This window comes from Levilactobacillus sp. (genome assembly GCF_022646225.1).
Taxonomy (GTDB): Bacteria; Bacillota; Bacilli; order Lactobacillales; family Lactobacillaceae; genus Levilactobacillus; species Levilactobacillus suantsaiihabitans.
Window position 1 is genome coordinate 262,924 of sequence record NZ_JALCJA010000005.1, and the last position, 26,853, is coordinate 289,776.

At 51.5% G+C, this 26,853-nt stretch carries 25 protein-coding genes and 1 CRISPR repeat array (1 of these 26 only partly in view); of the genes, 19 read left to right on the forward strand and 6 right to left on the reverse strand.

The features are described from left to right. The first annotated feature begins 1,423 nt into the window (after positions 1–1,423). From LKH74_RS10010 to LKH74_RS10065, 12 genes are all read left to right on the forward strand, one after another. Positions 1,424–1,654, forward strand: coding sequence for a DUF1146 family protein (locus LKH74_RS10010; RefSeq protein ID WP_125575367.1), 231 nt, complete (start codon positions 1,424–1,426; stop codon positions 1,652–1,654). Between the two features lie 27 nt (positions 1,655–1,681). Beyond that, entirely contained in the window at positions 1,682–2,989 is a 1,308-nt protein-coding gene (gene murA / locus LKH74_RS10015) for a UDP-N-acetylglucosamine 1-carboxyvinyltransferase (protein ID WP_135367646.1), read from the forward strand. A 667-nt stretch (positions 2,990–3,656) separates the two neighbouring features. After that, on the forward strand, positions 3,657–4,661 hold the full coding sequence (locus LKH74_RS10020; RefSeq protein WP_135367647.1) for a rod shape-determining protein: 1,005 nt from the start codon (positions 3,657–3,659) through the stop codon (positions 4,659–4,661). 36 nt (positions 4,662–4,697) lie between these two features. Continuing rightward, a complete protein-coding gene (yidD, locus tag LKH74_RS10025; RefSeq protein WP_135367648.1) occupies positions 4,698–4,991 on the forward strand; it encodes a membrane protein insertion efficiency factor YidD in 294 nt (97 codons plus the stop codon). 12 nt (positions 4,992–5,003) lie between these two features. Further along, positions 5,004–5,228, forward strand: coding sequence for a DUF2969 domain-containing protein (locus LKH74_RS10030; protein ID WP_125575363.1), 225 nt, complete (start codon positions 5,004–5,006; stop codon positions 5,226–5,228). Between the two features lie 100 nt (positions 5,229–5,328). Continuing rightward, positions 5,329–6,534, forward strand: coding sequence for an FtsW/RodA/SpoVE family cell cycle protein (locus LKH74_RS10035; protein WP_135367649.1), 1,206 nt, complete (start codon positions 5,329–5,331; stop codon positions 6,532–6,534). Positions 6,535–6,550: 16 nt separating this feature from the next. Then, positions 6,551–6,853: a glycine cleavage system protein H gene (locus LKH74_RS10040; RefSeq protein ID WP_135367650.1), complete on the forward strand. Its 303-nt coding sequence runs from the start codon at positions 6,551–6,553 to the stop codon at positions 6,851–6,853. A gap of 735 nt (positions 6,854–7,588) precedes the next feature. After that, positions 7,589–8,437: an SPFH domain-containing protein gene (locus LKH74_RS10045; RefSeq protein ID WP_287708300.1), complete on the forward strand. Its 849-nt coding sequence runs from the start codon at positions 7,589–7,591 to the stop codon at positions 8,435–8,437. Positions 8,438–8,459: 22 nt separating this feature from the next. Continuing rightward, positions 8,460–9,434, forward strand: a complete 975-nt coding sequence (locus tag LKH74_RS10050) for a DUF2785 domain-containing protein (protein ID WP_287708299.1) — start codon at positions 8,460–8,462, stop codon at positions 9,432–9,434. Positions 9,435–9,508: 74 nt separating this feature from the next. Beyond that, positions 9,509–10,651 carry a D-alanine--D-alanine ligase family protein gene (locus LKH74_RS10055; protein ID WP_287708298.1) on the forward strand — a complete coding sequence of 381 codons (1,143 nt, stop codon included), beginning with the start codon at positions 9,509–9,511 and terminating at the stop codon, positions 10,649–10,651. 790 nt (positions 10,652–11,441) lie between these two features. Continuing rightward, positions 11,442–13,043, forward strand: coding sequence for a glycerophosphodiester phosphodiesterase (locus LKH74_RS10060; RefSeq protein ID WP_287708532.1), 1,602 nt, complete (start codon positions 11,442–11,444; stop codon positions 13,041–13,043). 353 nt (positions 13,044–13,396) lie between these two features. Beyond that, the gene (locus tag LKH74_RS10065) at positions 13,397–14,254 is read left to right on the forward strand and encodes a helix-turn-helix transcriptional regulator (protein WP_135367654.1); all 858 of its coding nucleotides are present in this window, start codon (positions 13,397–13,399) and stop codon (positions 14,252–14,254) included. Positions 14,255–14,326: 72 nt separating this feature from the next. On the opposite strand, the gene LKH74_RS10070 is transcribed toward LKH74_RS10065, so the two are convergent. From LKH74_RS10070 to LKH74_RS10085, 4 genes are all read right to left on the reverse strand, one after another. Further along, positions 14,327–14,806, reverse strand: a complete 480-nt coding sequence (locus tag LKH74_RS10070) for a universal stress protein (RefSeq protein ID WP_135367655.1) — start codon at positions 14,804–14,806, stop codon at positions 14,327–14,329. 96 nt (positions 14,807–14,902) lie between these two features. Continuing rightward, positions 14,903–15,190, reverse strand: coding sequence for a hypothetical protein (locus tag LKH74_RS10075; protein WP_135367656.1), 288 nt, complete (start codon positions 15,188–15,190; stop codon positions 14,903–14,905). Between the two features lie 413 nt (positions 15,191–15,603). After that, positions 15,604–16,857, reverse strand: coding sequence for a replication-associated recombination protein A (locus LKH74_RS10080; RefSeq protein ID WP_287708534.1), 1,254 nt, complete (start codon positions 16,855–16,857; stop codon positions 15,604–15,606). Between the two features lie 43 nt (positions 16,858–16,900). Beyond that, positions 16,901–17,353, reverse strand: a complete 453-nt coding sequence (locus tag LKH74_RS10085) for a YueI family protein (RefSeq protein WP_135367657.1) — start codon at positions 17,351–17,353, stop codon at positions 16,901–16,903. Between the two features lie 78 nt (positions 17,354–17,431). On the opposite strand from LKH74_RS10085, the gene LKH74_RS10090 reads away from it, so the two are divergent. From LKH74_RS10090 to LKH74_RS10105, 4 genes are all read left to right on the forward strand, one after another. Next, positions 17,432–18,031: a DUF1054 family protein gene (locus LKH74_RS10090; RefSeq protein WP_287708531.1), complete on the forward strand. Its 600-nt coding sequence runs from the start codon at positions 17,432–17,434 to the stop codon at positions 18,029–18,031. A 21-nt stretch (positions 18,032–18,052) separates the two neighbouring features. Next, positions 18,053–19,087 (forward strand): AI-2E family transporter, encoded by a 1,035-nt coding sequence (locus tag LKH74_RS10095; RefSeq protein WP_287708530.1) that lies wholly within the window; start codon positions 18,053–18,055, stop codon positions 19,085–19,087. 146 nt (positions 19,088–19,233) lie between these two features. After that, the gene (locus LKH74_RS10100; protein ID WP_135367660.1) at positions 19,234–19,917 is read left to right on the forward strand and encodes a type II toxin-antitoxin system death-on-curing family toxin; all 684 of its coding nucleotides are present in this window, start codon (positions 19,234–19,236) and stop codon (positions 19,915–19,917) included. Between the two features lie 38 nt (positions 19,918–19,955). Then, positions 19,956–20,105 (forward strand): hypothetical protein, encoded by a 150-nt coding sequence (locus tag LKH74_RS10105; RefSeq protein WP_167850144.1) that lies wholly within the window; start codon positions 19,956–19,958, stop codon positions 20,103–20,105. A gap of 483 nt (positions 20,106–20,588) precedes the next feature. On the opposite strand, the gene rpsD is transcribed toward LKH74_RS10105, so the two are convergent. Then, positions 20,589–21,194: a 30S ribosomal protein S4 gene (gene rpsD, locus LKH74_RS10110; protein WP_125575297.1), complete on the reverse strand. Its 606-nt coding sequence runs from the start codon at positions 21,192–21,194 to the stop codon at positions 20,589–20,591. Between the two features lie 197 nt (positions 21,195–21,391). Next, the gene (locus LKH74_RS10115; protein ID WP_287708529.1) at positions 21,392–21,862 is read right to left on the reverse strand and encodes a GAF domain-containing protein; all 471 of its coding nucleotides are present in this window, start codon (positions 21,860–21,862) and stop codon (positions 21,392–21,394) included. 190 nt (positions 21,863–22,052) lie between these two features. Here LKH74_RS10115 and ezrA point away from each other — a divergent pair, with 190 nt between their 5' ends. From ezrA to thiI, 3 genes are all read left to right on the forward strand, one after another. After that, complete coding sequence (gene ezrA, locus LKH74_RS10120; protein ID WP_287708528.1) at positions 22,053–23,789, forward strand: septation ring formation regulator EzrA; 1,737 nt, start codon at positions 22,053–22,055, stop codon at positions 23,787–23,789. 280 nt (positions 23,790–24,069) lie between these two features. Continuing rightward, positions 24,070–25,215, forward strand: a complete 1,146-nt coding sequence (locus LKH74_RS10125; RefSeq protein WP_135367663.1) for a cysteine desulfurase family protein — start codon at positions 24,070–24,072, stop codon at positions 25,213–25,215. A gap of 20 nt (positions 25,216–25,235) precedes the next feature. Beyond that, complete coding sequence (thiI, locus tag LKH74_RS10130) at positions 25,236–26,453, forward strand: tRNA uracil 4-sulfurtransferase ThiI (protein WP_287708526.1); 1,218 nt, start codon at positions 25,236–25,238, stop codon at positions 26,451–26,453. A 291-nt stretch (positions 26,454–26,744) separates the two neighbouring features. Then, positions 26,745–26,853: a CRISPR direct-repeat array (repeat unit 28 nt; unit sequence GTATTCCCCACAGGTGTGGGGGTGATCC) (it continues 469 nt past the right edge of the window).

Here is a 26,853-nt window from a genome sequence, read left to right on the forward strand (position 1 = left end):
TGTTTCTGGCGGCCGTTCACCTCTTTTGGTGGGCGGTCGCTTTTTGTTTAAGAGTGGGCCAGAAGGCGGTTAGCCGGCGAGCATTAAGGCTGATAGCCGAATAATCCTGGTCTTGGATTGTTTGGCTATCAGTGTTAAGCGGAACCGGCTGCCTTCTGGTGCACGTTTCGGCCCGGATTGGTGAAACCAGGTGCCTGCGTCAGCCAGGGTTCCGCCTGCTATGGGGAACGCCTGCAGCCTGAAGGGCGGGCTTCCGGCTCGCTTCAAAGCCTCACAAAGTTCGCGAGTCTCTGAAGTCGTCCCACGCTGTAGGCTGAGAAAGAACCTCAGCCAACACCGTCGTCACAGCTGGCTCCACCCTGGCTGCCTCCGGCGTAGTTGGAGCATGTCAGTAACAATGCGGTAGACCACCGAGGTGCACGTACTGGTCTCCCGTCATTTTGTCACGAAGGGTAGCCATAACCTGTGTGGCCCATTATTATGGCTACTCCAATATTTGTATCTGGTGGAATCATGCGCTAAATTACTCTCACATGTGCTGGTAAATTGATGATTTTAAGCCGCAGCCCGTCTCGAAGACGCCAGTTTCCTAAGCGCCAAAGCCCGTGTCGCTAAGGGAATTCCCACAGCTGAACTCATCTCTAGCGAACTCACGGCTACGGTGGTGGTTGTTAATAACTATTGGTATGCGGTTACCCGCCACGTAGCGATAAATTTCAGGGTAGCCTGTGTGGACCATGTGATTTCATCAGTAACTGGCATAACTGTGCCCATGATGTTTGCGGGATAGCAATCGCTGTATGGACCGAGTGGTAGTGGTCACGCTGCCGTGATTCGACGCAAAGTATCCTGCCCTTGCCATTCAAACCCCTGGCAGCCGCAGGCGACTGGTTTATCCAACGTGGTGGACAGCGTTCTAACGGTAAGGCGGCTGTACCCACAATAGTCTCGTCAGCGATGGACTCCCAGTTTACCCGAAAGTGGGAGTGAAGTGGGGATGGGGTCAAAAATGGTGATATTCACGTTTAAATTTGACGAAAATTTAAACAAGATGGCCGAAATGTTTAGAGCGACAAGGGATTGCCGCGACGACTTGCTTTTTGGTGTTGGCAACTTGCATCAATTAATTTTCGGGTTTAGTTGGGATACTTCACTAATAGTCTGACCGGTGATTTGGTTGGTCAATGACGGTGAGCCATGACCGTCGTTGACCCCCGGAGTGGTGCGGGGTAACCGGTTATTTTGAGGCATGCCTAATTAAGGGCTTAGTGGTTATCGTGGTGATTTAACCAACTGACTATGTGGTTTAAACAGTGAATTAGGGCAATTGTAATATTACAAACGCCGATTTTATGGGTATCTCAAGGACAAGGTCGCTAAATTATGCTATAGTTAGTGAGAATGTTTAGAAAGGATTGAGCGAATGTCACTCATTGGATTACAGGGAATTCTGACCATTATCAGTCACTTATTTTTTATCGGATTAGCCTTTTGGGCTATCTCTGCGTTACACATTGAGCGATTGATGACATTTTATCCGCGGCAATCACGCGTCTTAATCGTGATGCTGTCGGTTGCAGTTGGATTCGCTTGCAGTTCGTTCTTTTTGGACTTCATCGATAACGTTCGTAATCTGGGCTATCTGTTACGTTAGACCCATAAAAATCTTTGGAGGTATCCCATGGAAAAAATTATTGTTCATGGTGGGAACCGCTTAACTGGTGTGGTCCATATTGAAGGGGCCAAGAATGCCGTCCTGCCAATTCTGGCAGCGTCGATCCTGGGCGAAGAGGGCATCACTCACTTAGCAAATGTTCCGGTTTTGTCTGATGTGTATACGATGAATAAAGTCTTACGCTTCTTGAATTTGTCCGTTGATTTTGATGAGGCCAAACGAGAAGTGACGATTGACGCGACTAAACAACTTTCTAGTGAAGCGCCGTTTGAGTATGTCTCCAAGATGCGCGCTTCAATCGTGGTCATGGGGCCACTGCTGGCTCGGTTAGGCCATGCGCGTGTGGCGTTACCAGGTGGTTGTGCAATTGGCACGCGGCCGATTGATTTACACTTAAAGGGTCTGGAAGCCTTGGGTGCGCGCATCGAACAACACGATGGGTACATCGAAGCCTTTGCTGATCAGCTTAAAGGGGCGCACATTTACTTAGACTTCCCAAGTGTTGGCGCCACGCAGAACATTCTGATGGCTGCCTGCTTGGCGGAAGGCACGACCGTGATCGATAACGTTGCCCGTGAACCAGAAATCGTCGACTTGGCTAACATCCTCAACAAGATGGGCGCCCACGTCCGCGGTGCGGGGACGGAAACGTTGCGAATCGACGGGGTCGCTAAGATGCACGGCACTGAACACAGTGTGGTACAAGACCGTATCGAAGCCGGTACCTTCATGGTCGGCGCAGCGTTGACTCACGGGAACGTCTTGATTCAAGACGGCATCGTGGAACACAACAAACCATTAATTTCAAAATTACAAGAAATGGGTGCGCAAGTAATTGATGAGCCCGGTGGCATTCGTGTCATTGGCCCGGAAAAATTACAAGCCACTGACGTCAAAACGTTGCCATACCCCGGTTTCCCAACGGATATGCAACCGCAAATGACCGTTTTACAACTGGCTGCGACCGGCACCAGTACCATGACGGAAACCGTCTTTGAAAACCGTTTCATGCACCTGGAAGAATTGCGGCGAATGAACGCGCAATACCAGGTCAACGGGCGGACCGTGGTCATGCACGGGCCAACTGATTTCAACGGGGCTGAAGTGGCTGCGACCGATTTACGGGCAGCAGCGGCATTGGTTCTGGCCGGATTGGTGGCAGACGGTTACACGCAGGTCACGAACCTGAAGTACCTGGACCGGGGCTACTACGACTTCCACAAGAAGTTGGCCGCCTTGGGTGCCGAGGTCAAACGGGTCTCCGTACCTGACGATGACACCGTTGTGTTAAAGAATGCGCACGTAAATAACTAACTCACTGGAAGGTGGCAACTATTGCCGCCTTTTTCTTGTTCCCGCAAACTTACTCACAATCCACGCTGCCGCCTTACCGTTCGCTAGAGATGAGTTGGAACTGGCGCTTAGGGAACTCTCACAGCTGAACTCATCTCTAGCGAACTCTCGGCTGCGGTGGTGGTTATCAATAACTGTTGGCATGCTAATTGTTCGCAACGGCCACCAACGGCTAACAATGTCGCTGGCCGTGGTTTAACGTTAAGTATCCTGGCCTCGCCGTTTATGCCGGAGGAGGCCAGGGGTGGAGCCAGCTGTGTCGACGGTGTTGGCTGAGGTTTTGTCTCAGCCTACAGCGTGGGGCGACTTGGGAGACTCGCGGGTTTTGCGAGGCTTCCAAGCGAACCGGAAGCCCGTTTCACAGGCTGGAGGTGTCCCCCATAGCAGGCGGAATCCCTGGCAGCCGCAGGCAACTGGTTTATCTAACGTAGCAAGTAGTGTTCCAGCCTAGAATTTCACGTAACGGTAAGGCGGCCAGTAAGCGCCAGTGTTGCCACTACCGCCACCCAGTTTGGTAACCAACAGAGAAGTTTTACGGCAGCGGGGGAGAAACCGTTTAGAGTTCACGCGGTTTATGGTATAATGAAATGTTGAAAATTGGCATTAAAATTCAGGAGGACGCATAAGTATGGCGAAAGACATTGGCATTGACCTAGGTACGGCGAACGTTTTAATCTACGTGGTCGGCAAAGGAATCGTATTAAATGAACCATCAGTCGTGGCAATCGACACGAAGACTGACAAGGTATTAGCAGTGGGCTCTGAAGCCTACCGGATGGTGGGTCGGACTCCTGGTAATATCCGGGCAATTCGTCCGTTGAAGGATGGGGTCATTTCTGATTTCGACATCACCGAAGCCATGCTCTCCTATTTCATCAATAAATTAAGTGTAAAGGGCTTCTTATCCAAGCCGAACATCATGATCTGTGCGCCAACGAACATCACGGAAATCGAACGGAAGGCCATCATTCAGGCGGCCGAAAAGTCCGGTGGCGCGAAGGTTTATTTGGAAGCTGAACCCAAGGTGGCCGCTTTGGGTGCCGGCATGGACATCTTCAAGCCTAGCGGTAACATGGTCATCGACATGGGTGGGGGAACGTCTGACATCGCCATCTTGTCCTTGGGCGACATCGTTTCCAGCCGGTCGATTCGGGTCGCTGGTGACCGGATGAACAATGAGATCGTGAACTACTTGAAGCACCATCACAACTTGATCATTGGTGAACGGACCGCTGAAACCATCAAGATCAAGATTGGGACGGCTTACCCAGAACCAGGCAACGAAGAAAAGACCATGGAAGTTCGGGGTCGGGATTCGGTTAGCGGGATGCCAACCACCACGACGATCAACGCCGCTGAAGTGGAAATTGCCATCCATGATTCCGTGGAACAAATCGTGTCGGCTGCCATGGCCGTGTTGGAAACGACACCACCAGAATTGGCCGCTGACATTATCGACCGCGGCATCATGTTGACCGGTGGGGGTGCCTTGTTAGACGGCATCGACAAGCTGTTCTCCGAACGGTTGACCGTGCCTGTCATCATTTCCGAAGACCCATTAGACAACGTGGCCAAAGGGGCCGGGGTCTTACTGGAACACATGGACACCAAGACGGCCAAAGAAAATAACTAAGCATTTGAAACGATTCAGTCCAAGGGAGGTCTGACGATGCGGCAGCTGTTGACCTGGCTGGTGCGCGGCTATCAGCGGTGGATTTCACCGCTATTTCCGCCCACTTGCCGGTACTATCCGACCTGTTCCAATTACATGTTGCAGGCCTTAGCCAAGCATGGCGCGATTAAGGGCGGCCTGATGGGCATTGCCCGCATCCTGCGCTGTCAGCCATTTGTCCACGGTGGGGTCGATCCAGTCCCGGATCACTTTACCTTACGACGCAACGTGGCGGCGGAAAAAGCCTATCGTCAGGCCATGAACCTAGACGAAGAGTCACCCAACAAATAAAGGAGAGTTGGCATGAGCAAACGAGAAAAATCTGTACAGGTAACCATTGACGAGCAAAAGCTCCCAGACGGCGGCACTATGTCCGTGCTGAAAATCGGTGACGAAACCATTGGGACGGTCACCCCGGTGGAAGACCGGTTAGAAGCACAATTAAACGACGGGGATGTGTACCGCGTCAAGACCGTTGACGAAGGGGTCGAACTCCTGTTAAAGGATTACCACCTGCATCGCGGTTAATAAATTTTAGTAAAGTTGGCCGGAGCGAAACGTCGAATTTCACTTCGGCCTTTATACTAGGCTTAGGACAAATCTTAGTTTGAATTAAGGAGCAATCATTGTGGCAAAGAATGCGACAGAACGGCGAGGCGAGACGGAATCACGCATTGACTGGGGAATCATCTTCTGTGTCCTCATGTTGGCGTTGATTGGGCTCGCATCGATCTATGTGGCGGCGACCCACGATAGTAGTGCCACGAGCATTACGTCGGCCGTGGTCTCCCAGTTGGCGTGGTACGTCATTGGGACCGTCGCCATCGTTATCATCATGCAATTTGATTCGGAACAACTGTGGAAGGTGGCACCATTGCTGTATGGCTTAGGTATCTTCCTGTTAGCGGCAGTCTTGATTTTTTACAGTCGCGCGTACTACGCCAACACCGGTGCCCGGAGTTGGTTTGCGATTGGGTCGTTGACCTTCCAGCCATCAGAAGTCATGAAGCCGGCCTTCATCTTAATGCTGGCGCGGGTCGTGGCCGAACACAACAATGCCAACCCGATTCATACGGTGCGTACCGACTGGGTCTTGATTGGCAAATTGATTCTGTGGACGTTGCCAGTAGCCGTGCTCTTGAAGCTGCAAAATGACTTCGGGACCATGCTGGTGTTCTTCGCCATCGTGGGTGGGGTGATTCTGGTCTCCGGGATCACCTGGAAGATCATTGCCCCAGCGTTTAGTGCCATCGCCGTTGTCGGCGGGACCGCGCTGGCGTTGGTGACCACGGATGCCGGGCGGAAGATTTTGGAAAAGGTCGGGTTTCAGGCCTACCAATTCTCCCGGGTCGACACCTGGTTACACCCTTCTCAAGATACGTCTGACACCGGGTATCAGTTGTGGCAAAGTATGAAGGCCATCGGTTCCGGGGGCATCTTCGGCACGGGCTTCAACGTGTCACACGTCTACGTGCCCGTGCGGGAATCCGATATGATTTTCTCGGTCATCGGGGAAAACTTTGGGTTCATCGGGGGCTGTGTCCTGATCTTCTTGTATTTCTTATTGATTTACCAAATGATTCGGGTCACCTTCGATACCAAAAACGTGTTCTACGCCTACATTTCGACCGGAGTTATCATGATGATTTTGTTCCACGTGTTTGAAAACATTGGGATGAGCATTGGGCTGTTACCATTGACTGGGATTCCGTTGCCGTTTGTTAGTCAAGGGGGGTCCGCTTTAATTGGGAACCTCATAGGTATTGGCTTAATCATGTCAATGAGGTATCATTATAAGAGTTACATGTTTAGTCGTAACGAATCGTTTAAGTAGAAGGAGATTATTTAGCATGAGTGAAATGGTAAAGTATTTCTGGACCAAGGCAGTTAACGACGGTACCCGGATCGGTTTGACCACGGAAGGCCAAGATGAACTGGGCACAATCAAGTTTGCCAAATTACCAGCTGTTGGCGATGACGTGAAGAAGGGTGAAAACCTGTTAAGCGTTGAAGCTGACAAGGCGGTTTCTGACATTCCTAGCCCCGTTTCCGGTAAGGTCACGGCGGTTAACCCAGCTTTGGGCAACGATTTTGACGCTTTAAACGGTAGCGATACTGATGCTGCTTGGTTTGTCGACGTTCAAGAAGACTAATCACCAGCAGTCACACAACAAGGCCGGGGCATTTGCTCCGGCCTTGTTGCGTCCTATGCGACCGCTACGTTACGGAAGCAGGCCGCCTACCGTTCGCCAAATATGGGACTGGAACGCGGTGGGCGGACCGATCGAGCCAAAGGACGGTCTCGCTCTCGCTTTGAGCCGATAACCCGCGTCTCAAAGACGCCAGTTTCCTAAGCGGCGGAAAATCACGCCGCTAAGCAAACTCCCACGGCTGAGCCCATATTTGGCGAACTCTCGGCTCCGGTGGTGGTCGTCAATAACTGTTAGCATGCTAGTTGGTCGTAACAGTCACCAATGGCTAATAATGTTGCTGACTGCGGTTTAACGCCGAGTATCCTGACTACGTCGTCTATGCCGGAGGAGGCCAAGGGTGGAGCCAGCTGTGTCGACGGTGTTGGCTGAGGTTTTGTCTCAGCCTACAGCGTGGGGCGACTTGGGAGACTGGCGGGTCATGCCAGGCTTCCAAGCGAACCGGAAGCCCGTTTCCCAGGCTGGAGGTGTCCCCCATAGCAGGCGGAACCCCTGGCAGCCGCAGGCAACTGGTTTGGCTAACGCAGCAATCAGCGTTCCAGCCTAGAATTTCACGTAACGGCAGGCGGCCAGTACAATCAAACGGTACAGTCAAACCAGCCAATTTCAGCGCATGCTTGGGGTTTTCGCTGGGAGTCGGGTATAATGGGGGTATCAAAGCAATTGGAGGAGAGCCACATGAAGGAAAAGAATGTATTTCACATTAACGGCTATCTCGGCCTGGTCTTGGTCTTACTGGTGTTGGCCGGGGGTATCTACCTTAGCATCGCCACGGCGCCCGTGATTGGCGGCATCCTAGTGGTGCTGGCCGTGTTGGCTGCCAGCAGTCTGACGATCATCAGCCCCAACCAGTCCAAGGTGCTGACCTTCTTTGGCCGCTACATCGGCACGATTCGCGAGGCCGGGTTGTATTTGACCGTGCCGCTGACCAATAAGTCGACGGTTTCCTTGCGGGTGCGTAATTTTAACAGTGCCATCTTAAAGGTCAACGACTTACAAGGGAATCCGGTAGAAATCGCCGCCGTGATCGTGTTTAAGGTGGTCGATACCAGCAAGGCGTTGTTTGCCGTTGAGGACTACGAACAGTTCGTGGAGATTCAAAGCGAATCGGCCATTCGCCACGTGGCGTCGGAATATGCCTACGATAACTTTGGCGATGGCAAGGCGCTGACCCTGCGCAGTAACCCGACCGAGGTCTCCAACCACTTGGCGGAAGAATTACAGGAACGGCTGAACGTGGCCGGCGTGGAAATCATCGAAACGCGGCTGACACACTTAGCCTACGCGACCGAAATTGCCTCGGCCATGCTTCAACGCCAACAGTCACAGGCTATTTTGTCCGCCCGGAAGATTATCGTGGAAGGAGCGGTCTCCATCACCGAGGGCGCCATCGAGCGGTTGTCGGCGGAGACTAGCCTGAATTTGACGGACAATCAGAAGATTCAATTAATTAACAACATGATGGTTTCAATTATTAATGAACGGGGCTCGCAGCCGGTGATCAACACTGGTAAAGTCGCGGAGTAAGACAAATACTGGAGGTTTCTTGATGGATGAACAGCTACAAAAAGTGTTAAGCGACTTAACGGTTCTTAACGAGCAAGTCAGACAGGGCGAGGTGTATCAGTCGCTGGGCCCGCGGTTAGGCCAGATCATGGATGGCATCAAACGCCACCGCCGCACGACCGTCACGCTACCCGATGACCAAGACGGGGTCAAGGACGTCTTGACTGACTTTCGCCATCAACTGGACCAACAGGTGCCGGTCACGTTGCCCAACAATCAGCTCCGCTTGTTGCTGGATCACTTGGCGTCGACCGATGCCGAACTCCGCTACCAAGGCATTAATTTCACCTTTTATGATGCCTTCCAACAAGACGCGCTGGATACGCAGCAATTGACGTTTATTTTAGACGAGCTGTTGCGGCCAGAGGCGCTATTTGCCCACATCTTGGAGCCGACCAATAACGCCGTCTTTGGACGGGCCAGTCGGGTGGCCATGCTGGGCGTCGTCTTGCATTTCTTGGACCAGTACGGCGATTACAACGACGTAGACAAGCTCCACCAAGCCGTGCTGCTATCGGCGGCATACCTGTGCTTGGAAACGGACACGCGTGGTTTCGTGAACCAATCGGGCTGGGCACACGCCTTTACGGCCATTGCGGATCTCCTGGCCGTATTGAGCAACAGTCATAAATTGCCACGCGCCGAGAAGCTCTTCTTGATGACGGCACTGATGGAGCGGATAAAACGGTTGAACACGCCGCTGATCTACGGGGAAAATGACCGCATTGCCAACTACCTGGCCGAAACTACCGGTCGTAGTGGGCTGTACGCCGATGCGCTGGTGCTCATTTTAAAGAACTGGCGGCAACAGGTCGCCTTGAACCGGCGGCCGGACAACATCGGCGGCTGGAACCGTTTCTTTAATCGCAAGCGGTTATTGGATGCGCTGCGGCTGCGCCAGGATTTGCCGAAGACATTGAAGGCTTATTTGAGCTCAACTATCGATTTTTTGGGCTGATTTTATTCTCAATCAATTTGAGAAATGGTATACTGAAGGCTAACCGAAATATATACGATAGGATGAGTGACAACATGGAAAAGCAAACGAAGATTCACGTAGGTCTATTATTCGGTGGAAATTCTTCTGAGCATGACGTTTCAAAACGCTCAGCGCACAACATTTACGATGCAATGGATAAGTCCCGTTATGAGGTCAGTTTGTTCTTACTGACCCGTGACGGCTTCGTCCTGAGTGATGCCGCTTCACGCCGGGTATTTGATGGCGAAGATGAAGCGACAGTTGCGGCGGCGGAACAAACCAAAGTAGACGCTTCGAACCCATTGGCACCCATTTGGAATTTATCTCAAGCAAAGGACATCGATGTCTTCTTCCCAATTATTCACGGTAACTTGGGTGAAGACGGTACGATCCAGGGGCTTTTCCGCTTACTGAAAAAGCCTTACGTGGGGAGTGGCGTCTTGGCATCGGCCGTGTCCTTTGATAAGGATATGACGAAACAGGTCTTGACGGCTCACGGCATCCGCAACACCAAGTATCTGGTCTTAACGCCAGAAAACCGCGATGCGTATGACTACAGCACCGTTCAGGCCCAGCTGGGCGATAACGTGTTCATCAAACCGGCCAACCAAGGCTCTTCAGTCGGTATTCACAAGGCAAGCAACGCTGCGGAATACAACGACGGCATTGAAGACGCCTTCCGGTACGATTACAAGGTCTTGGTGGAACAAACGATCGACGGCCCAGAAGAAGTCGAAATTTCCATTTTGGGGAATGAAGAACCAATCGCTTCCAAATTAGGCGCCATTCGCGTGCCTGATTCTGACGTCTTCTACGACTACAATAACAAGTTCGTGGACGCCAGCGGGGTGACCTTTGAGGTGCCAGTCAAACTGCCGGCTGACCTGACCAAGGAAATCACGCAGATGGGGTTACAGACCTACGCTGCCCTGGGCTTAAAGGGGATGGCGCGGATCGATTACCTGGTCTCTAAGGATGGCGTGCCTTACGTGGGGGAAGTCAACACCTTGCCAGGGTTCACCAACATCAGCCTGTACCCACAACTGTGGCAGGCCACGGGCATTACCTACGCTGACCTGATTGACCGGTTGATCCAATTAGGCTTAGACGAGTTCAAGTACCAAGACGAACTGGCCTATGACTTTATTCCATTGGATGACCACTCGGCAGCGTCAACTTACAAGCCTAAACACTAGAGGTCTCAAAGCCGGCCAGGAGCGGAAACGTTCCCGGCCGGTTTTTGTTTAAGCGCAACTGGTTGTTATCAGGGACACGGCGTTGTACTGTTCGCCTTACCGTTCACTAGAGATGGGTTGGAACGCTGAGGGCGGACGGGACGAGCCAAAGGACGGTCTCGTCGCCTCGCTTTGAGCCGGAAGCCCCGTCTCAAAGACGCCAGTTTCCTAAGCGCCGAAGCCCGTGCCGCTAAGGGAACTCCCACAGCTGAACCCATCTCTAGCGAACTCTCGGCTACAGTGATGGTTACCAACAACGTCAGTGCACTAGTTGTCCGCAACGGAGCCGCGCACTTCACGCGAACGACAAGCCAGTGCGGTGGCGATACGTTAAATGTTGGCTGATGTGGATAGGACTAATGGTCGCTATACCCATTATTGGGTAACAGAGTTGTCTATCATGGGCCGAACACTAAGTACCTTGGTCTCACCATCTGTGCCGGAGGAGGCCAGGGGTGGAGCCAGCTGTGTCGACGGTGTTGGCTGAGGTTTTGTCTCAGCCTACAGCGTGGGGCGACTTGGGAGACTCGCGGGTTTTGCGAGGCTTCCAAGCGAACCGGAAGCCCGTTTCACCGGCTGGAGGTGTCCCCCATAGCAGGCGGAACCCCTGGTAGCCGCAGGCAACTGGTTTGCCCAACAGGGTAGGTCGCGTTCCACCCCATAGCTAGCGGACGGTAAGGCGGCCAGTCCAACTAGTGTCGTGGCAGATAACAAATTTTGTCGTAGAATCAATGAATTGGAGGGAATCAGCGTGCGGACTTGGGGACGACAACTGAAAATGGCTTGGCGGGCTGGTGTCTTGGCACCTGGCCTGGCAGTGGGGTGGTGTTTGGCCGTCCTGTTGTTTGCCGGGCTACGGTTGTTAGGCCAGCGCCCCGGGTGGCACGTTGACTTGGTAGTCCTAATACTCCTACTAATGGCCCTGAGCGCCTGGCAACTGACCCATTTGGCCCTGACGTTGATTGGGCGGCGACCCGCGGGCTGGCAAAGCTGGCAGTTGGTCTGGCGTCACAAGGGAGCCTGGTTGTTAGTAGAACTCGGGTTGACCATCTTGGCGTTACCGTTGGGGTTAGGCGGTCTCAGCAGTCGGTTGTTGGTGCGCTTACCTTTGCCGGCGGATTTCATCAACTACGTCGGCTTAAACCGGCGGCCGGTCGGTATCACGGTGGCCATCATCTACATCATCGTGGCAGGCGTTTGCCTGTTGCGTGGACCCTGGGTCTTTCGACGGCTGGCGCCACAGATCCGCCGGCCGGGGAGTTGGCGTCAAATGGCCGTGGCCCTATTGATTAGTGCCGGTTTAATGGGCGTTTGGTGGGGCCTGGCAGAAGGCATCGTGGCCCTGAATTGGTGGGGGGATGCCCGATTGGCGGCCGGCTTGGCCAAAGGATTGGCGGCTGGGTCATTATTACTGATTTTTCTGGGGTTTGTGGTCGCGGTCATTTTAGCCGCCATCACGCTGGTTTGGAGCTGGTGCGGTCAGCCGGCCGTCAGTCGGCCAATTCCGCGGCGACAAGGCTGGTGGTTGGTCACGTTGCTGGTGATTGCCGGTGGCTGTGTCAGCGCCCAGGCCCTGGAGAGTACGCCCCAGTTTGCAGCGATGGTGGCCATCAGTCACCGCGGTGTCGATCACGGGGTGGGCGTTCAAAATACCTTGGGGGCCTTGCGTCATGTCAGCCAGCAGCGACCGGATTACGTGGAAATGGATCTGCACGAGACCCGCGACCATCAGTGGGTCGTCTTGCATGATGAAAATTTGGCCGTATTAGCCCAGCGTAATGCGACCCCACACCAGTTGACGTTGGCCCAGCTAGAACGGCTGACAGTCCACGAGAATGGCTATCACGACCATTTGGTGAGCTGGTCGACCTATTTACGCACGGCGGAACGCTTGCGCCAGCCCTTATTGGTCGAAATCAAGACCACGCCGCAGGATTCCGCGGGGGCCGTTCGCCGCTTTGCCCACCAGTACGGTGCCCGGTTGCGGCGGGATGGCTCGGCCGTCCACTCACTGGATTACCGCGTGGTGGCCCAACTCAAGCGAACGGCGCCGCAACTGCAGGTGGGTTACATCACGCCCTTTAACTGGGTCGCACCGGCGTCCGTACCTGCGGATTTTTACTCTTTTCAACGCATATCGGTTAGCCAGCAGTTTATTTTGGCTGCCCATCAAGCTGGAGCACCGGCCTGGGTGTGGACGCCGGATTCGCAAGCGGCGATGGTCCGGATGTGGGCGTTGGGGGCCGACGGCGAGATCACCAATGAACTCTCACGCCTGCAGCGCGTCATGCGCCAGCGGCCCGGGAAAAACTGGTGGGCCGTGGTCCAGAACTTTGTGTTCAGCTGTGTATAACTTACGGGTGAAGTGACTTAGTGACTTAAATACGAATGATTGTGACTATTAAAAGAATTATATCCGGCATAAATGGCCGTTTATAATTCTTTTTATATAAAGATGATAAAATGGCCTAGACAGATTAGAGTTCCTTAATAAAACCGCATATCACTTGTATTCGGCGATAAATCCCTTATTATTAGTATTAATGATAAACAGCTGAATGTGGTTATCGCTTTTTCAAGGGAGAACAAGCAGCGCCAAACGGTCGGTGAACGTCTGGATGCCGTTACGCGCACTGATTGCGTAATGTTCGGCTTTATCGGAATTGGTAACTGACCAACGTGCGAGACGTGAGGGAGAGAAAGCAGATGCGTTTATTAGGGAATAAGGTAAAGCAATATCGGAAACAAAAAAATATGTCGCAGCAGGAATTGGCAGACGGCATTTGTACCCAAGCCACGGTAAGCCTGATGGAAAAGAAGAACAAGATTCCCAGCATTAAGATCATGCTGCAGGTGTGCCGGCGGTTAAATGTGTCCTTCAACGATATTTTGGCGGGCGTGGGTAGCGGGATGGACGAACAGTTCGATGAGATTTCCGCTGCCATTCGTCAGGAAAACTTTCGGGCAGCCGCAAACCTGTTGGCGGCCGTTGAGATGTCGGACGTGGCGAGTGCCTTTGACCGCGAACGCTATCATTACTACCGGGGATTCATTGAATTGGGTGCGCATGAACGGCCGGACGAGGCTATTTTCCACTTTAACTTGTTGTTACACCGCTCGTATCAAATGCCCTGGGACCTGTACGCCATCGTTGGCAACGTGGGGATGGCCGCGGCTTACTTACGCCGCCAGGAACTGGAAAAGGCCCGTTACTACCTGAGCGAAGCGGTGGGGTACCTCGATGACTTCGAGTGGCATGATGAAACGGACTTCCGCCGGTTGATCTGGGCGCGTTATCGCATCGCGCAGATGTATCTGGAACTCCAACAGCCCCAACTGGTGATTGAAAGCGTCGAATCAGCCTTGCGAGCCGTCAAGCAACAGGCGTCACTTTACCTGATCGATGTGCTTTACGAGATTCGCGGTCAGGCAGAGGTGGCTTTGAGTGCCAAGGCCGCCGCGCGTCGCAGCCTGACGATTGCCAAGACGTTGGCGTTAGTGACACACAACATCGCATTACAACAGCGGTTAGCGCCGGCCGCCGGGTCAGCATTGATGGATTAATGAATTGAATTTAGGGTAAAATAAAAACGCCACTGCCTACGCAGCGACGTTTTTCAGTATCAATCTTAACTTTTAAGCTTCGGCGTGAGTAACCTTGGCTGGTTGGTTGTTGAGGTCCGTCCGTACCACGATGACGTCGCAAACCGCCGTCCGGGTAACGTATTCGGTGACAGAACCAATCAAGAGGCGTTCCACGGCGTTTAACCCGGTAGCCCCAATCATAATCAGGTCCGTATCATTATCGCGGGGAACATCCCGGGCGATAATGGTCTTCGGTGCGCCGTATTCGATCGCGTAGTCAATGTTCTCAAGGCCATCAGCCTTCGCATCAGCCACGTACTTGTCGAGTGTCTTCTTTGCCGTTTCCGTAACTTGTTCAACCATGCTGGTATCGAAGCTGGAAATGTTTTGGAAAGCCCGCGTATCAACAACGTGAACGAGATGTAAATCAGCATCGTTACGCTTAGCCACAGCGACCGCTTTCTTGAAAGCTAATTCTGCTTCGTAAGAACCATCAACTGGGACTAAAATGTGCTTGTATTGTTGTAACATATTGTTCACCTCTCATTACTTTATACTCTTATCATACGTTATTTAACGTGAAATAAAAAGCGAAATGGTCAAAAAATGAAAGAAAAGTGAAACCGGTTACCCCTTAGGCAACCACCGCACCAGGATCAGCTGGAGGCCAATCACCACGATGACGCCCACTAATAAAACGGCGGAAATAAAGATGGTGTTGTTCATGACCGTCGCTATGGCGGCAACCACGCCGACCAGCATCATGAGGATGCCCCCAATGCTTAAGACGTTACTGAGAGCAGGGGATTTTTCGGGATGAAAAACCAGAAAAGCCCGCTTGCGGTGACTGTAAAAATACCAGCCGATACCAAGAGCTAAGAGGGTGTAGCAAATCATTAAAATCGTAATGGCCAAGGGATGACTCCTCCTTAAAAATTGGTTCTGTGAGACTAAGTATACCCGATTACGCGCCAGAACCCAAGATGGGTTTTACGCGGCCTTCTGCGGTGCGCTAGCGACACGAACAATCCTGGGGGTGTCCCAGGATTGTTTGAACCCAAAAGAAAAAGACCATTCAAAGGAATGGCCTTCAAAGCAGAGCTTTGTTGATCTAAGTGGTGCCGTTAATTGTCTAGTCATGTTGACCCGCGATGACAATGCAGGGGGGAAAGCTAGCTAGAGCGTCTGACTTCCAAGTGAAAAGGCATGTCATGTTCTCTAGCGTCTTGCAATCCCGTTTATAAATTACTTGATCGGCAACTTGTAGTGAGACAACGCGTACACCTTAGAACCACTTGTATATTAGCATATAAATATTAAAAATTCAATTAGCGACGTCGATTAGCCCGTAAAAGGCGTTGGTATTGTTCGCCCAGTTGCGTTTCAAATCGCCCGTTGGCCTTGGGATGGTAGTATTCGGCGTGCTTGAGGTCGTCCGGCAAGTATTGTTGTTGGACCCAGTCGCCGGGAAAATCGTGTGGGAACTGGTAGCCGTTGCCGTGCCCCAATTTTTTGGCGCCGCTGTAGTGGGCATCCTTGAGGTGGTCGGGGACCGCACCGTTGTGGCCGTTCATGACGTCGGCCAGGGCCGCATCGACCGCGGCGATTCCCGAATTGGATTTGGGTGACAGACACAGTTCAATGACCGCATCGGCCAGTGGAATTCGGCCCTCGGGCAATCCCAGCTGTTGGGCCGCCTGGACGGCTTGAACGGTCCGGGCCGCCGCGGGGAGGTTCGCCATACCGATATCCTCGTAGGCAATGACCATCAACCGGCGACAGATCGACGGCAGGTCACCCGCCGCCACCAGTTGGGCCAGGTAGTGCAAAGCCGCATCGGTGTCACTACCGCGAATGGACTTTTGAAAGGCAGAAATCACGTCGTAGTGGGCGTCACCATTTTTATCGCCGACCAGGGCCTTGCGTTGAAAACAGGCCTCGGCCACGGTCAAGGTGACGTGGATGGCCCCGGTGTCGTCCGGTGGCGTGGATTGCGCGGCCAATTCCAGGCCGTTCAGGGCGCTGCGCAGGTCGCCGTTGGTGGCCCCGGCCATGAAGGCCAGCGCGTCGTCGTCCACGTGCAAGTCGAGTTGGCCCAAGCCACGCTCTTTATCAGTGATGGCCCGGTTCAACGCCGTCTTGATGTCCTCGAGTGACAGCGGATGGACCTCAAAGATCTGCGTCCGACTGCGAATAGCGGGGTTGATGTTGATGTAGGGGTTCTCGGTGGTCGCCCCGATCAAGATGATGCGCCCGCTTTCCAGGTGAGGCAACAGGAAGTCTTGCTTGGTCTTGTCTAACCGGTGGATTTCGTCTAGCAGTAAAATAACGGTCCCGCTCATCTTGGCTTCTTCAGCCACGACTTGCAGGTCCTTTTTAGAATCGGTGGCCGCGTTGAGCTTGCGGAAGGCGTACTTGGTAGAACCGGCAATTGCGCTGGCGATGCTGGTCTTCCCGGTGCCCGGTGGCCCGTATAAAATCATTGATGAAAGTAGCTTAGCCGCGACCATCCGGGCGATGATCTTGCCTGGTCCGACCAGGTCTTGTTGACCCACGATATCTTCCAACCGTTGGGGCCGCATGCGGTAAGCAAGGGGATGTTGTGCCAAAAATGGGACTCCTTTCTTAGTGGCCGATTAATTTGTCGAACCAACTTTTCTTGGCGGCAGCGGGAGGCGTTGCCGGTTTGGCAGGATATTTCTTCGCTAAGCTGATGGGGTTCTGGTTGATGGCAGTGTCGCTGGCCACCACCAGCCCCAGGTCGCTATCGTTGACGCCGTAGATGGTGTCTTGGCGAATCGTGAATTTTAAGTTGTGTTGGCTCGCCAGCTTGAGGTAAGGTGCGAGGTCGGCTTGAGCGATGTGGCCATTCAAAATGACTTGATAGTCCGGATGGGCCGAGATCTCCGTGATGAACGCATCCAAGTTGGCCCGGTCCGTGACCTCCGCAATCGTCATTGCCAAAGAGACCCGTTCACGGAAGGTCCCCAGGTAGTGGCGTTGTTCGTCCGGATTGATCTTCGGGGTGCCGTAGACAGAATTCTGTAAGTGTTGTTCCATTTGACTCTTCTCAGCCATGCGTTTCCCTCTTTTCAAGTTAGTCCCACTAGTATAACATGGAATGGTAAAGAGTTTCAGGGAAGGAGACTTTGCGAAATGTATGGGGAGCAAGACTTTCGCGTCTGGGATGACACCACGTTGCCCGGACGCTTGGGAAAAATCAAGGCGCAAATTGACCCGAAGTTTCAGGCAACCGTGACGGACCTGAAACCGGTCTTTGCTAAATTGGCTGTGCCCATTTACGATCACATTTCTCAGCATCGCCGGCGCTCTAAAAATCCGCCGCCGGATACGTGGGTAGCCTTTAGCACGTCGAAGCGGGGATACAAAATGTTGCCGCACATCGAAATTGGTTTCTGGGACGACCGGTTCTTCATTTGGCTAGCGGTCTTGCAGGAGGCGAAGAATCGCCAAGCGCTTTTGAGCAGCCTGCCGGAAGACACGGTGCTCCAATTGCCGGCCGGGTTCGAATGTGGTGGGGACCACACCGATAAAAATTGTGGCCAACCGTTGACGCGGGCGACGTATCAGGAATTGATGCGTCAACAACCGCAGCGTCACGCCGAATGGCAGGTCGGTCGTAATTTCTTGCGGGGCAGTGACTTCTTTACGGGGACGCCCGCCCAGCAAGTTCAGGTGATTCGCGAGACGGTGACGGCTCTATTGCCGCTGTATGACCAATTGATTCGAATCTAAGCGAGTGAAGGGAGTTTTTCTGTGAGCAATCTATTCAAGCGGGTGTGGCAAAATCCGCTGACGATGACCTACATCGCCCTGGTCTTATTGATCATTATTGCCTGGGAGGCGCATGCCTTCTTGTCGCTGGCCCTGTTTACGGTGATTTTCATTTACCTGGGGGATGCGGCCATCATGGGCATCGAGCATCACTTTCACGTGCATCATCTGTGGTCGACGCTGCTGGTCTACGTGCTGTTCTTGGCGATTTTGGTGGCGGCCTTTGCCCAGATCATCCCGCCGCTGGTCTCCGAGGCGTCCAATTTACCCAACGCGATTGATAAATTGATCGAGACGTACCCGCAGCTACAGACGGAGTTGACGCGGTTGATCAAGAATCTGTCGCAAAACGCGTCGGTCATCAGCAATGGCAAGACACTGTTGACCAGCGGGATGGGGCAGTTATCGCGATTCAGTTCGGGCGTGGAAACGATTCTGCTGGCGTTTTTTTTCAGCTTCATCTTTAATCTGACCAAAAACCAGTTAAAGACCTTCGTGCACGCCTTTACGAAGAGTCGGTTTGCCGGGCTGTTCGTGCCCATGGGGCAGTTGATCTTAAAATTCGTCCACATCTTCGGGACCGTCATCGAAACGCAGCTGATCATCTGCACCATCAACACGATCCTGATGGTGCTGGGACTGTGGATCATCGGCATGCCGAGCCTGTTGATCTTGGGCATTATGATTTTCTTCTTGGGCTTGATTCCGGTGGCCGGGGTGCTGATCTCCTTGATTCCGTTGACCATCGTGGCCTTTTTGACGGGCGGCTTGATTCGGGTCGTAGCTGTCTTGGTCTTAGTCATTTTAATTCACATGTTCGAATCGTACTTCTTGCATCCCCGGCTGATGGCCAATGCCACCAACCTGCCCATCTTCGTGACCTTCATCACGTTGATTATCAGCGAGCGCATCTTCGGCGCCTGGGGCCTGATTGTCGGGGTACCATTAGTGGCGTTCTTCTTGGAAGTCTTTGACGTCCAGTTGAAGCCCCACCGGATTACCTCGGAGCAGGAGTGAAAGTAAGGCGCTGGGCTAGATGGCCTGGCGCTTTTTTATGGGTTTGACAAGAAGTGTTTTCAGGTATATTTTAGATAGACGGATTTGCATCAATGAATTAAGCTAAATACTGTTTGTTATTTTTAATATGGCGTAAAATAGTGATCATGAAAAAGAAAAAATTGATCTATATGGGTAAAAGATATGACTACGTTGTTTATTTAAGTTATCCTGGAGAGGAGCAGTTCGATGAACTAGGAAAACTGATATTGAACGATTACTTACACAAACACACCAGTATAGAGAAGAATAATTTAAATTTAAAAGTAAATAGATTGAACGACTATTATGCATCTATCTATATCATTAACAAGCAAGAGCGTGTAAAGAAGCGGATTCTAGTTGCGGCAAGTGATGGTGCATTGTTTCCTACGGTGGATTTAGCGATTGATGCGAATGAAAATGCGCAATCTATTTTTGAAGAAGAAGGAGTTTACGGTTCTTATGGTATAAGGGATCGTAAGCTGTTGGATAATATCATCGAGAGTACAAAGCATTCTGTTTATTTCGGAGAAGATCAAATACCCTCGTTGCTTAGAAAAGCAGCTGTTTATTGGTGGAAATTTGCACATTATCAGGTTTTTATGAATGGAAATAAACGAACGGGACTATTAGTGGCTAGTGCGTTTATGTACCTTAATTATATGACGTTAGATTTCAATCAAGATAGAATGTACGAAATTTCGAAGGGTATCGCTAGAGATGAACTAACAGTAGATGATGTTTATGGTTTTTTGTTGAAAAATACACATCTAACATATGATCGATTGCTACGGGACTACTTGAAATAAAAGGCGGTCAGGCTTTTATTACGGAGGTATTTATAACAATGAAAGAATTAAGAAATGAAATCAGTAAGCCACTTGTTGTGAAAGAGAAAGATAATAAGCTAAGTAGCAAACAAATAAAAAATGCTATCAGTGAAGTATTAAAGAATAAAGAACTAGTAGGAGCTTTAAGAAAGCTGTCCAAGGAATAATCTATAAAATGATGCCATTCTATCCAACGGGTAGGGTGGCTTTTTTTCATTTGGGAGGATTCTTAATTAATGCTCAGTTTTGTAACTTTTTTCGAGTTTTGTAGCTTCATTCTTTGCTCGGTGAAAGTCGATGCAGTAAGAAATAGCACTTAAGACAACTGTAATTAAGGGGCCGGCAATGCTAGACGTTGTTGTGCAAATTGTCCAGCCGGGGTGGAAGTGTAAGATTAGTAATAGGGCACTAAATTGAGGAATAAGCAAAATTACAATTTTTAAAAGACAGCTCTTAACGTAATTCCATTTATTAGCTTTCTTAGTTTGTGTATTAGTTGGAGCAGTAGATTAAATAGTTATTTCAATTTCCCTCCACTGGAGTCGAACCAGCGCTAAGCTACCGAGGAGGGCGGCGCATGTTTTATTTTCTAAAGAAACGAAAAAAATCCCGCCCAAAGGCGAGATTTTTTAAACCAGTCAGAATTAATCTTAACGGTTGTAGTATTCAACGATAAGAGATTCGTCAAGTTCTGCGTCTAATTCTTCACGTTGAGGGAAGCGGGTAAGGGAACCTTCCAGCTTGTCAGCATCGAATTGAACGTATTGTGGACGACCAACAACGGCTTCAACAGCGCCCTTGATGATGGCCATGTCCTTGGACTTTTCACGAACGGAGATGACTTGGCCAACTTCGACTTCGTATGAAGGGATGTCAACGCGCTTGCCATCAACAGTGATGTGACCATGGTTAACCAGTTGACGAGCTTGACGACGAGTCGTTGCCAAACCTAAACGGTAAACCATGTTGTCCAGACGACGTTCGAGCAAGATTAAGAAGTTAGTACCGTGAGTACCTTCAGAGATCTTGCCGGCACGCTTGAACAAGTTGTAGAATTGACGTTCAGTCATGCCGTAAGTGAACCGGAGCTTTTGCTTTTCACGCAATTGCGTACCGTATTCAGATAACTTTTGACGACGACCTTGACCATGATCACCAGGTGCGTAAGGACGACGGTTTAATTCTTTACCAGTGCCGGAAAGGGATACCCCTAAACGACGGGAAATACGCCAGCTTGGGCCAGTGTAACGAGACATAGATAGTTCCTCCAATAAATATTATTTGGAGTAAAATAAGCTGTTTATAAGTTTAGTATTCGTGCAGGTTGCTTTGCAAGTTTCACCCTATGCAGCCGCAGGTTACTTCTTGAACCAATGTAACGGCAACAATCTGTTGACGAGCTTACCACTTATCGCTGCATTATTTTACACAACGACCAGTATAACCAGAAAGCCTACTGGTTGTCAACGTGTTTTAACAAAACCCGGGCAAATTCTTCTAAAACGGCTTGGTCAGCGGCACTAAAACGATCCAGACTCGGGGAGTCGATGTCCATGACGCCCAGTGGTTTACCGTTGGCCAGGGTCAAAGGTACCACGACCTCGGAGTTGCTGGCGGAATCGCAAGCGATGTGACCGGCAAATTGGTGCACGTCCGCGATCCGTTGGACCTGCTGGGTGGCGAGTGCTGTGCCACAGACACCGCGATTGTTTTCAATGTGGACACAGGCGACGTTGCCTTGGAAGGGGCCTAAGATGAGGTCATCGGTGGCTGGTTGGTACAAATAAAAGCCGGCCCAGTTAACGTCATCGAGCGTTTGCTTTAGTAACGCCGAGGCGTTGGCCAGGTTGGCTACCAGATTGGTTTCGCCGTGCAAGAGGGCGTCGAGTTGTTCGGTGATTAAAGAATTTATTGCTACACTCATATGAAAGGCCTCCAAAGTTTAAAGATTAAATTATTTTGATATAGGTAAAAAAGGGTCAGGGAATCATGAAAACCTAGTGAAGCCTAGGCCTGACTTATGCTATAATCGAAATTAGATTAAATTGTAAAATGAACCGAGCGATTTTGCAACTCGTTAAACGTTGAAATGCTGATGAAGGATGGGGTCAATTATGGTAGGTGTGTTGATTGGAATCGTGATTCTGGCGATTGTCGTCTACGTGGGTGTGCTGATATACCAGCAGCGCATTCGCAAACAGGTCACGGCGTTAACCACAAAAAAAGAATCGATGGTGGCTATTCCACTAACAGATGAGCTGAACTTAGTCGGTAAGTTAAGTCTGACCGGCCAATCGTTGGCGCAGTTCCAACAGCTTCAGGCCGACTATCAAGATATTACGGAAAACCGGTTTAAGCGCATTGATCAGGAACTAGACCAATTGATGAGTGATTCACGCGGTGTGAATTTGATTCAATTGCGCCAGCGCCTGACCAAGATCACACTACTGGTTAACCAAACGGATGCATTGGTGCAAGAGGTACAGGCCCAGTTGGCGAGCCTCCAAGAGATCGATAAGCAACACCGTGAGGCCGTTCATGAATTGGAAAAGAAGTACCAGGACTTACGGAAGACGTTGCTGGCCAAGAACTTTGCATTTGGCCCCAGCATTGATGGCTTAGAAGAACGCTTAGGCCAGTTGGAAGGTAATTTTGATACCTTTACCCGGTTAACCCAAGACGGCGACCACGAGCGTGCAGCGGACGTTTTAAGCCAATTACAAACGGATACCACCAACCTGGAAGATTTGATTGCGGCGATCCCACCACTATATAAGGACTTGACGGTGGTCTTCCCGGACCAGATCAAGGAATTGAAGGGCGGCTACCAGCAATTGGCCGCGGACCATTACCAATTTGGCGACCAAGATGTGCCTGGCCTGATTCAAGACGCCGAGGAACACATCAAGGACAACGCCAATACGTTGGCGGAATTGCGGCCGTCCGATGCGGCGGTCGTCAATGATCGCATCGCCAAGCAGATCGACCACATTTACGACGTGATGCAAACGGAAATGGATGCCAAGGAACCGGTCAACCAGAACTTAGACCGAGTCGCCAAGTTCATTGCCCATGCGCAAAACCAGAGCCACGCCTTATTAAATGAGTTGGACCGATTGAGTCAAAACTACACGCTGGATCACCAAGAATTGGAAACGGCGCGGGAGTTAAATGAACAGTTACGTCACATCGACGGCACGTATCAACAGGATGTGCAGGCGTTGAGTGGCAAGCAAGCTGTCTTCTCCCAAGTGTTGGCCCATCAAAACCAACAGGAGAAGGACCTGAAGCAGATTGAAGAGCAACAGGCCGATATCTTAAAGAGCGTGGCGGGTTTGGCCGACGAAGAACGGCAGGCGCGCGACACCTTACAACAGTTTGATTTTAATCTACATAGTTTACGGCGGCAGGTTGAGAACCTGAATTTGCCGGGGATTCCCCAAGAATATTTGGATTACTTCTTCGTAGTCCGTGATGAGGTCGCCCAGTTAGCGACGGACATGGACCAACCCCAGATTGACATGGAGCGGATCACCAAACAATTGTTGATTATTCAAACAGATTTGGACACGTTACAGGAGAAAACGGACGACTTGGTCGACAGTTCCCAGTTGGCCGAACAACTTCTGCAGTACGCCAACCGGTACCAGACCAGCCACGAAGATGTGGCCGCGGCTAGTCACACGGCGGCTGACCTGTTCGAACACAAGTACCAGTACGCCCAGTCGCTAGAAACTATCGCCACGGCCTTAGAACAGGTCGAACCCGGGGCCTACAAGCGCTTGGAAGATGCCTATTACGACCGCAAAGGTACGGCTAAGCCCAAACGGCGGCAAACTGAAAAAGATTAAGCTCACTTAGCAGCGCTACTCGGACCCCATCCGGTAGCGCTGCTTTGTTTGTCATCAGAGTGGTCCAAAAGGCGATTCGTCGGCGAACGTTAGGGCGGCAGCGGGGGACAAGTAGTTCAGAATAACCAGTTTGGCGATAATGTCGATTTGCTGCGGGTAAGGTATCGCTTACATGACGGACTTCCGGTTGAAAGGCTTGTGGTCAGCAGCGTTTGTGTTTATAATGAGAAGGAATTTCTATCGGAGTCGAACCAATAGAAAAAGGATAAGAGGGTTCAGCATGATTTATTTTGATAACAGTGCGACTACCAAGGCAGCGCCCGAAGTAGTCGATACTTACGCGAAGGTCAGCGCGAATTACTGGGGAAACCCATCGAGTTTGCACAAATTTGGGGAACAGGCTTTTAACCTGTTGGAACAGTCCCGCCAGCAAATCGCTGATCTCGTGGGAGCCAAGCTGAGTGAGATTTTGTTCACCAGTGGCGGTACCGAAGGCGATAACTGGGCTATCAAGGGCACGGCGATGGCCAAACGTGAATTTGGGAACCATTTGATCACGACCGAGGTGGAACATCCGGCCGTCCACAATTCCATGGAACAGTTGAAGCAAGAAGGGTTCGAAGTGACCTATCTGCCAGTTGATGAAAACGGCCGGGTCTCTGCGGACGACTTGCGCGCCGCCATCAAGCCGACCACGATTCTAGTGTCGACCATGGCCGTCAACAATGAAATCGGCGCGGTCCAACCGCTCGACGAAATTGCGGACGTCATGCGTGACTTTCCGCGGATCCACTGGCACATCGATGCGGTTCAAGGCATTGGGAAGGGCTTAGCCGACAAGATCTTTAACGACCGGGTCGACTTCGTCACGTTCTCCGGGCACAAGTTCCATGCACCCCGGGGTATTGGCTTTATGTACAAACGCCAAGGTCGCAAGATTACGCCACTGATGGCCGGTGGGGGTCAGGAACGAAATTTGCGTTCCGGGACCGAAAACCTGCCAGCCATTGCGGCAATGGCCAAGGCTTTACGCTTGTTGTTAGATGATGAAGCGGCTAAGGTCGAACGGCAACGTGCCATTCGCTTGGCTATTTTGCATCACGTGGAACAGTTTCCAAACGTCACGGTCTTCTCCAAGGACCTGCCAGTTTTTGCGCCACACATTTTGTGCTTTGCGATTGCCGGCGTTCGGGGGGAAACCATCGTCCACGCGTTTGAGGAACACGACATTTACATTTCCACGACCAGTGCTTGCTCCTCCAAGAAGCATGTGGAATCCAGTACGCTACAGGCCATGAAGGTCGATGACAGCATTGCCACCAGTGCCGTACGGATCTCGCTAGATGAACACAACACCATGGCAGAGGCGGAGAAATTCAACCAAGTCTTTGATGAACTTTACACGCAATTTGCCAAATTAAACTAACTCACGAAAGGGGTCGCGCAATGGAATACAGTGAAATTATGGTCCGTTACGGCGAGCTGTCGACGAAGGGAAAAAACAAGAAAGACTTCATCAAACAGCTTGGCCAAAACGTCCGTAAGGCGCTCAGTAGTTTTGAGGGCCTAGAAGTGAAAGCCCAGCATGATCGCTTGCACGTCACCTTAAATGGGGCGGATTCAGACGCTGTCATGGACCGACTGAAGGGCGTTTTCGGGATTGAAAACTTCTCGCCATCGGTCAAGGTCGATAAGGATATCGACGCCATCAAGGAAACAGCCGTGGCAATGGTCAAGGAAGCCTTCAAACCAGGCATGACCTTTAAAATCAACACGCGCCGGCAAGACAAGGAATTTGCCTACGACACGTACCAAATGAACGAGATCCTCGGGAGCACGATTTTAGAAAACGTACCGGGATTGACCGTGCAAATGAAGCATCCCGACCTGGAACTACGGGTCGAAGTGCGGATGAACGGGGTCTTCTTGTCCGGAGAGACCATCCAAGGCGCTGGCGGGTTGCCAGTCGGGACCGGGGGTAAGGCGGTCATGATGCTGTCTGGTGGAATCGATTCACCGGTAGCGTCTTACTACGCCTTGCGCCGCGGCGTGAAAATTGACATGGTCCACTTCTTCAGTCCGCCATACACGTCCGAACAAGCCCTGGCCAAGGCCAAGGAATTAACGGCGCGGCTAGCGGGTTACTCAGGGGGCATCCAGTTCATTCAGGTGCCATTTACCAAGATCCAAGAGACCATCAAGGAAAAGGTACCCGAGGGTTATTTGATGACGGTCCAACGGCGGTTGATGTTGCGCTTGACGGCGGCCATTGCAGAGATGCGCCACGCCAAGGGTATCTTCAACGGTGAGTCGCTGGGGCAAGTGGCCTCACAGACGCTGGAAAGCATGGCGGCCATCAACGATGTGACGTCGATGCCAATCCTGCGGCCCCTGCTGTCGATGGACAAGACGGAGATCATCAAGGTGGCCGAAAATATCGACACTTACGACCTGTCCATCTTGCCATACGAAGACTGCTGCACCATCTTCACGCCACCAGCACCCAAGACGCATCCGAGCCTAGAAAAGTCCCGGAAGTACGAAGGGTACATTGACGTGGAAGGCTTGATGAAAGAGGCCTTGGACGGCATCACCATTACGGAGATCCGGCCCGGGGACAACTACCTCAACCAAAATGAGGATGTTTTTGCTGAATTGCTATAGGCAATAAGCGTGGCCGCAAGGGCGGTTAATCGGTGCGCATTAAGGCTATTACGCGAACAATTCTGGCTTGGGATTGTTCGGGTAGTCGGCCTAAGCGAAACCGGTTGCTTGGGAGACACGTGTCGACTAATTAGAGTTGCTGAATAAGGGCCTGGGATTTTTCCCAGGCCTTTTTCTTGTAGAGTTTTAGTTGAGAACTCAGCGGATTTAGGCTATGCTGGTAAAAACGAAGTTAAATGAATTTCGGGTTTTCGCGAAAATGAAATGCCGGTCTGACGGGACTTGTTTAGTGTATTCCCCACAGGTGTGGGGGTGATCCCAACTAAATAATCTTCACGAGACAACAACTCAGGTATTCCCCACAGGTGTGGGGGTGATCCCTACAGCTTACACAAACAGC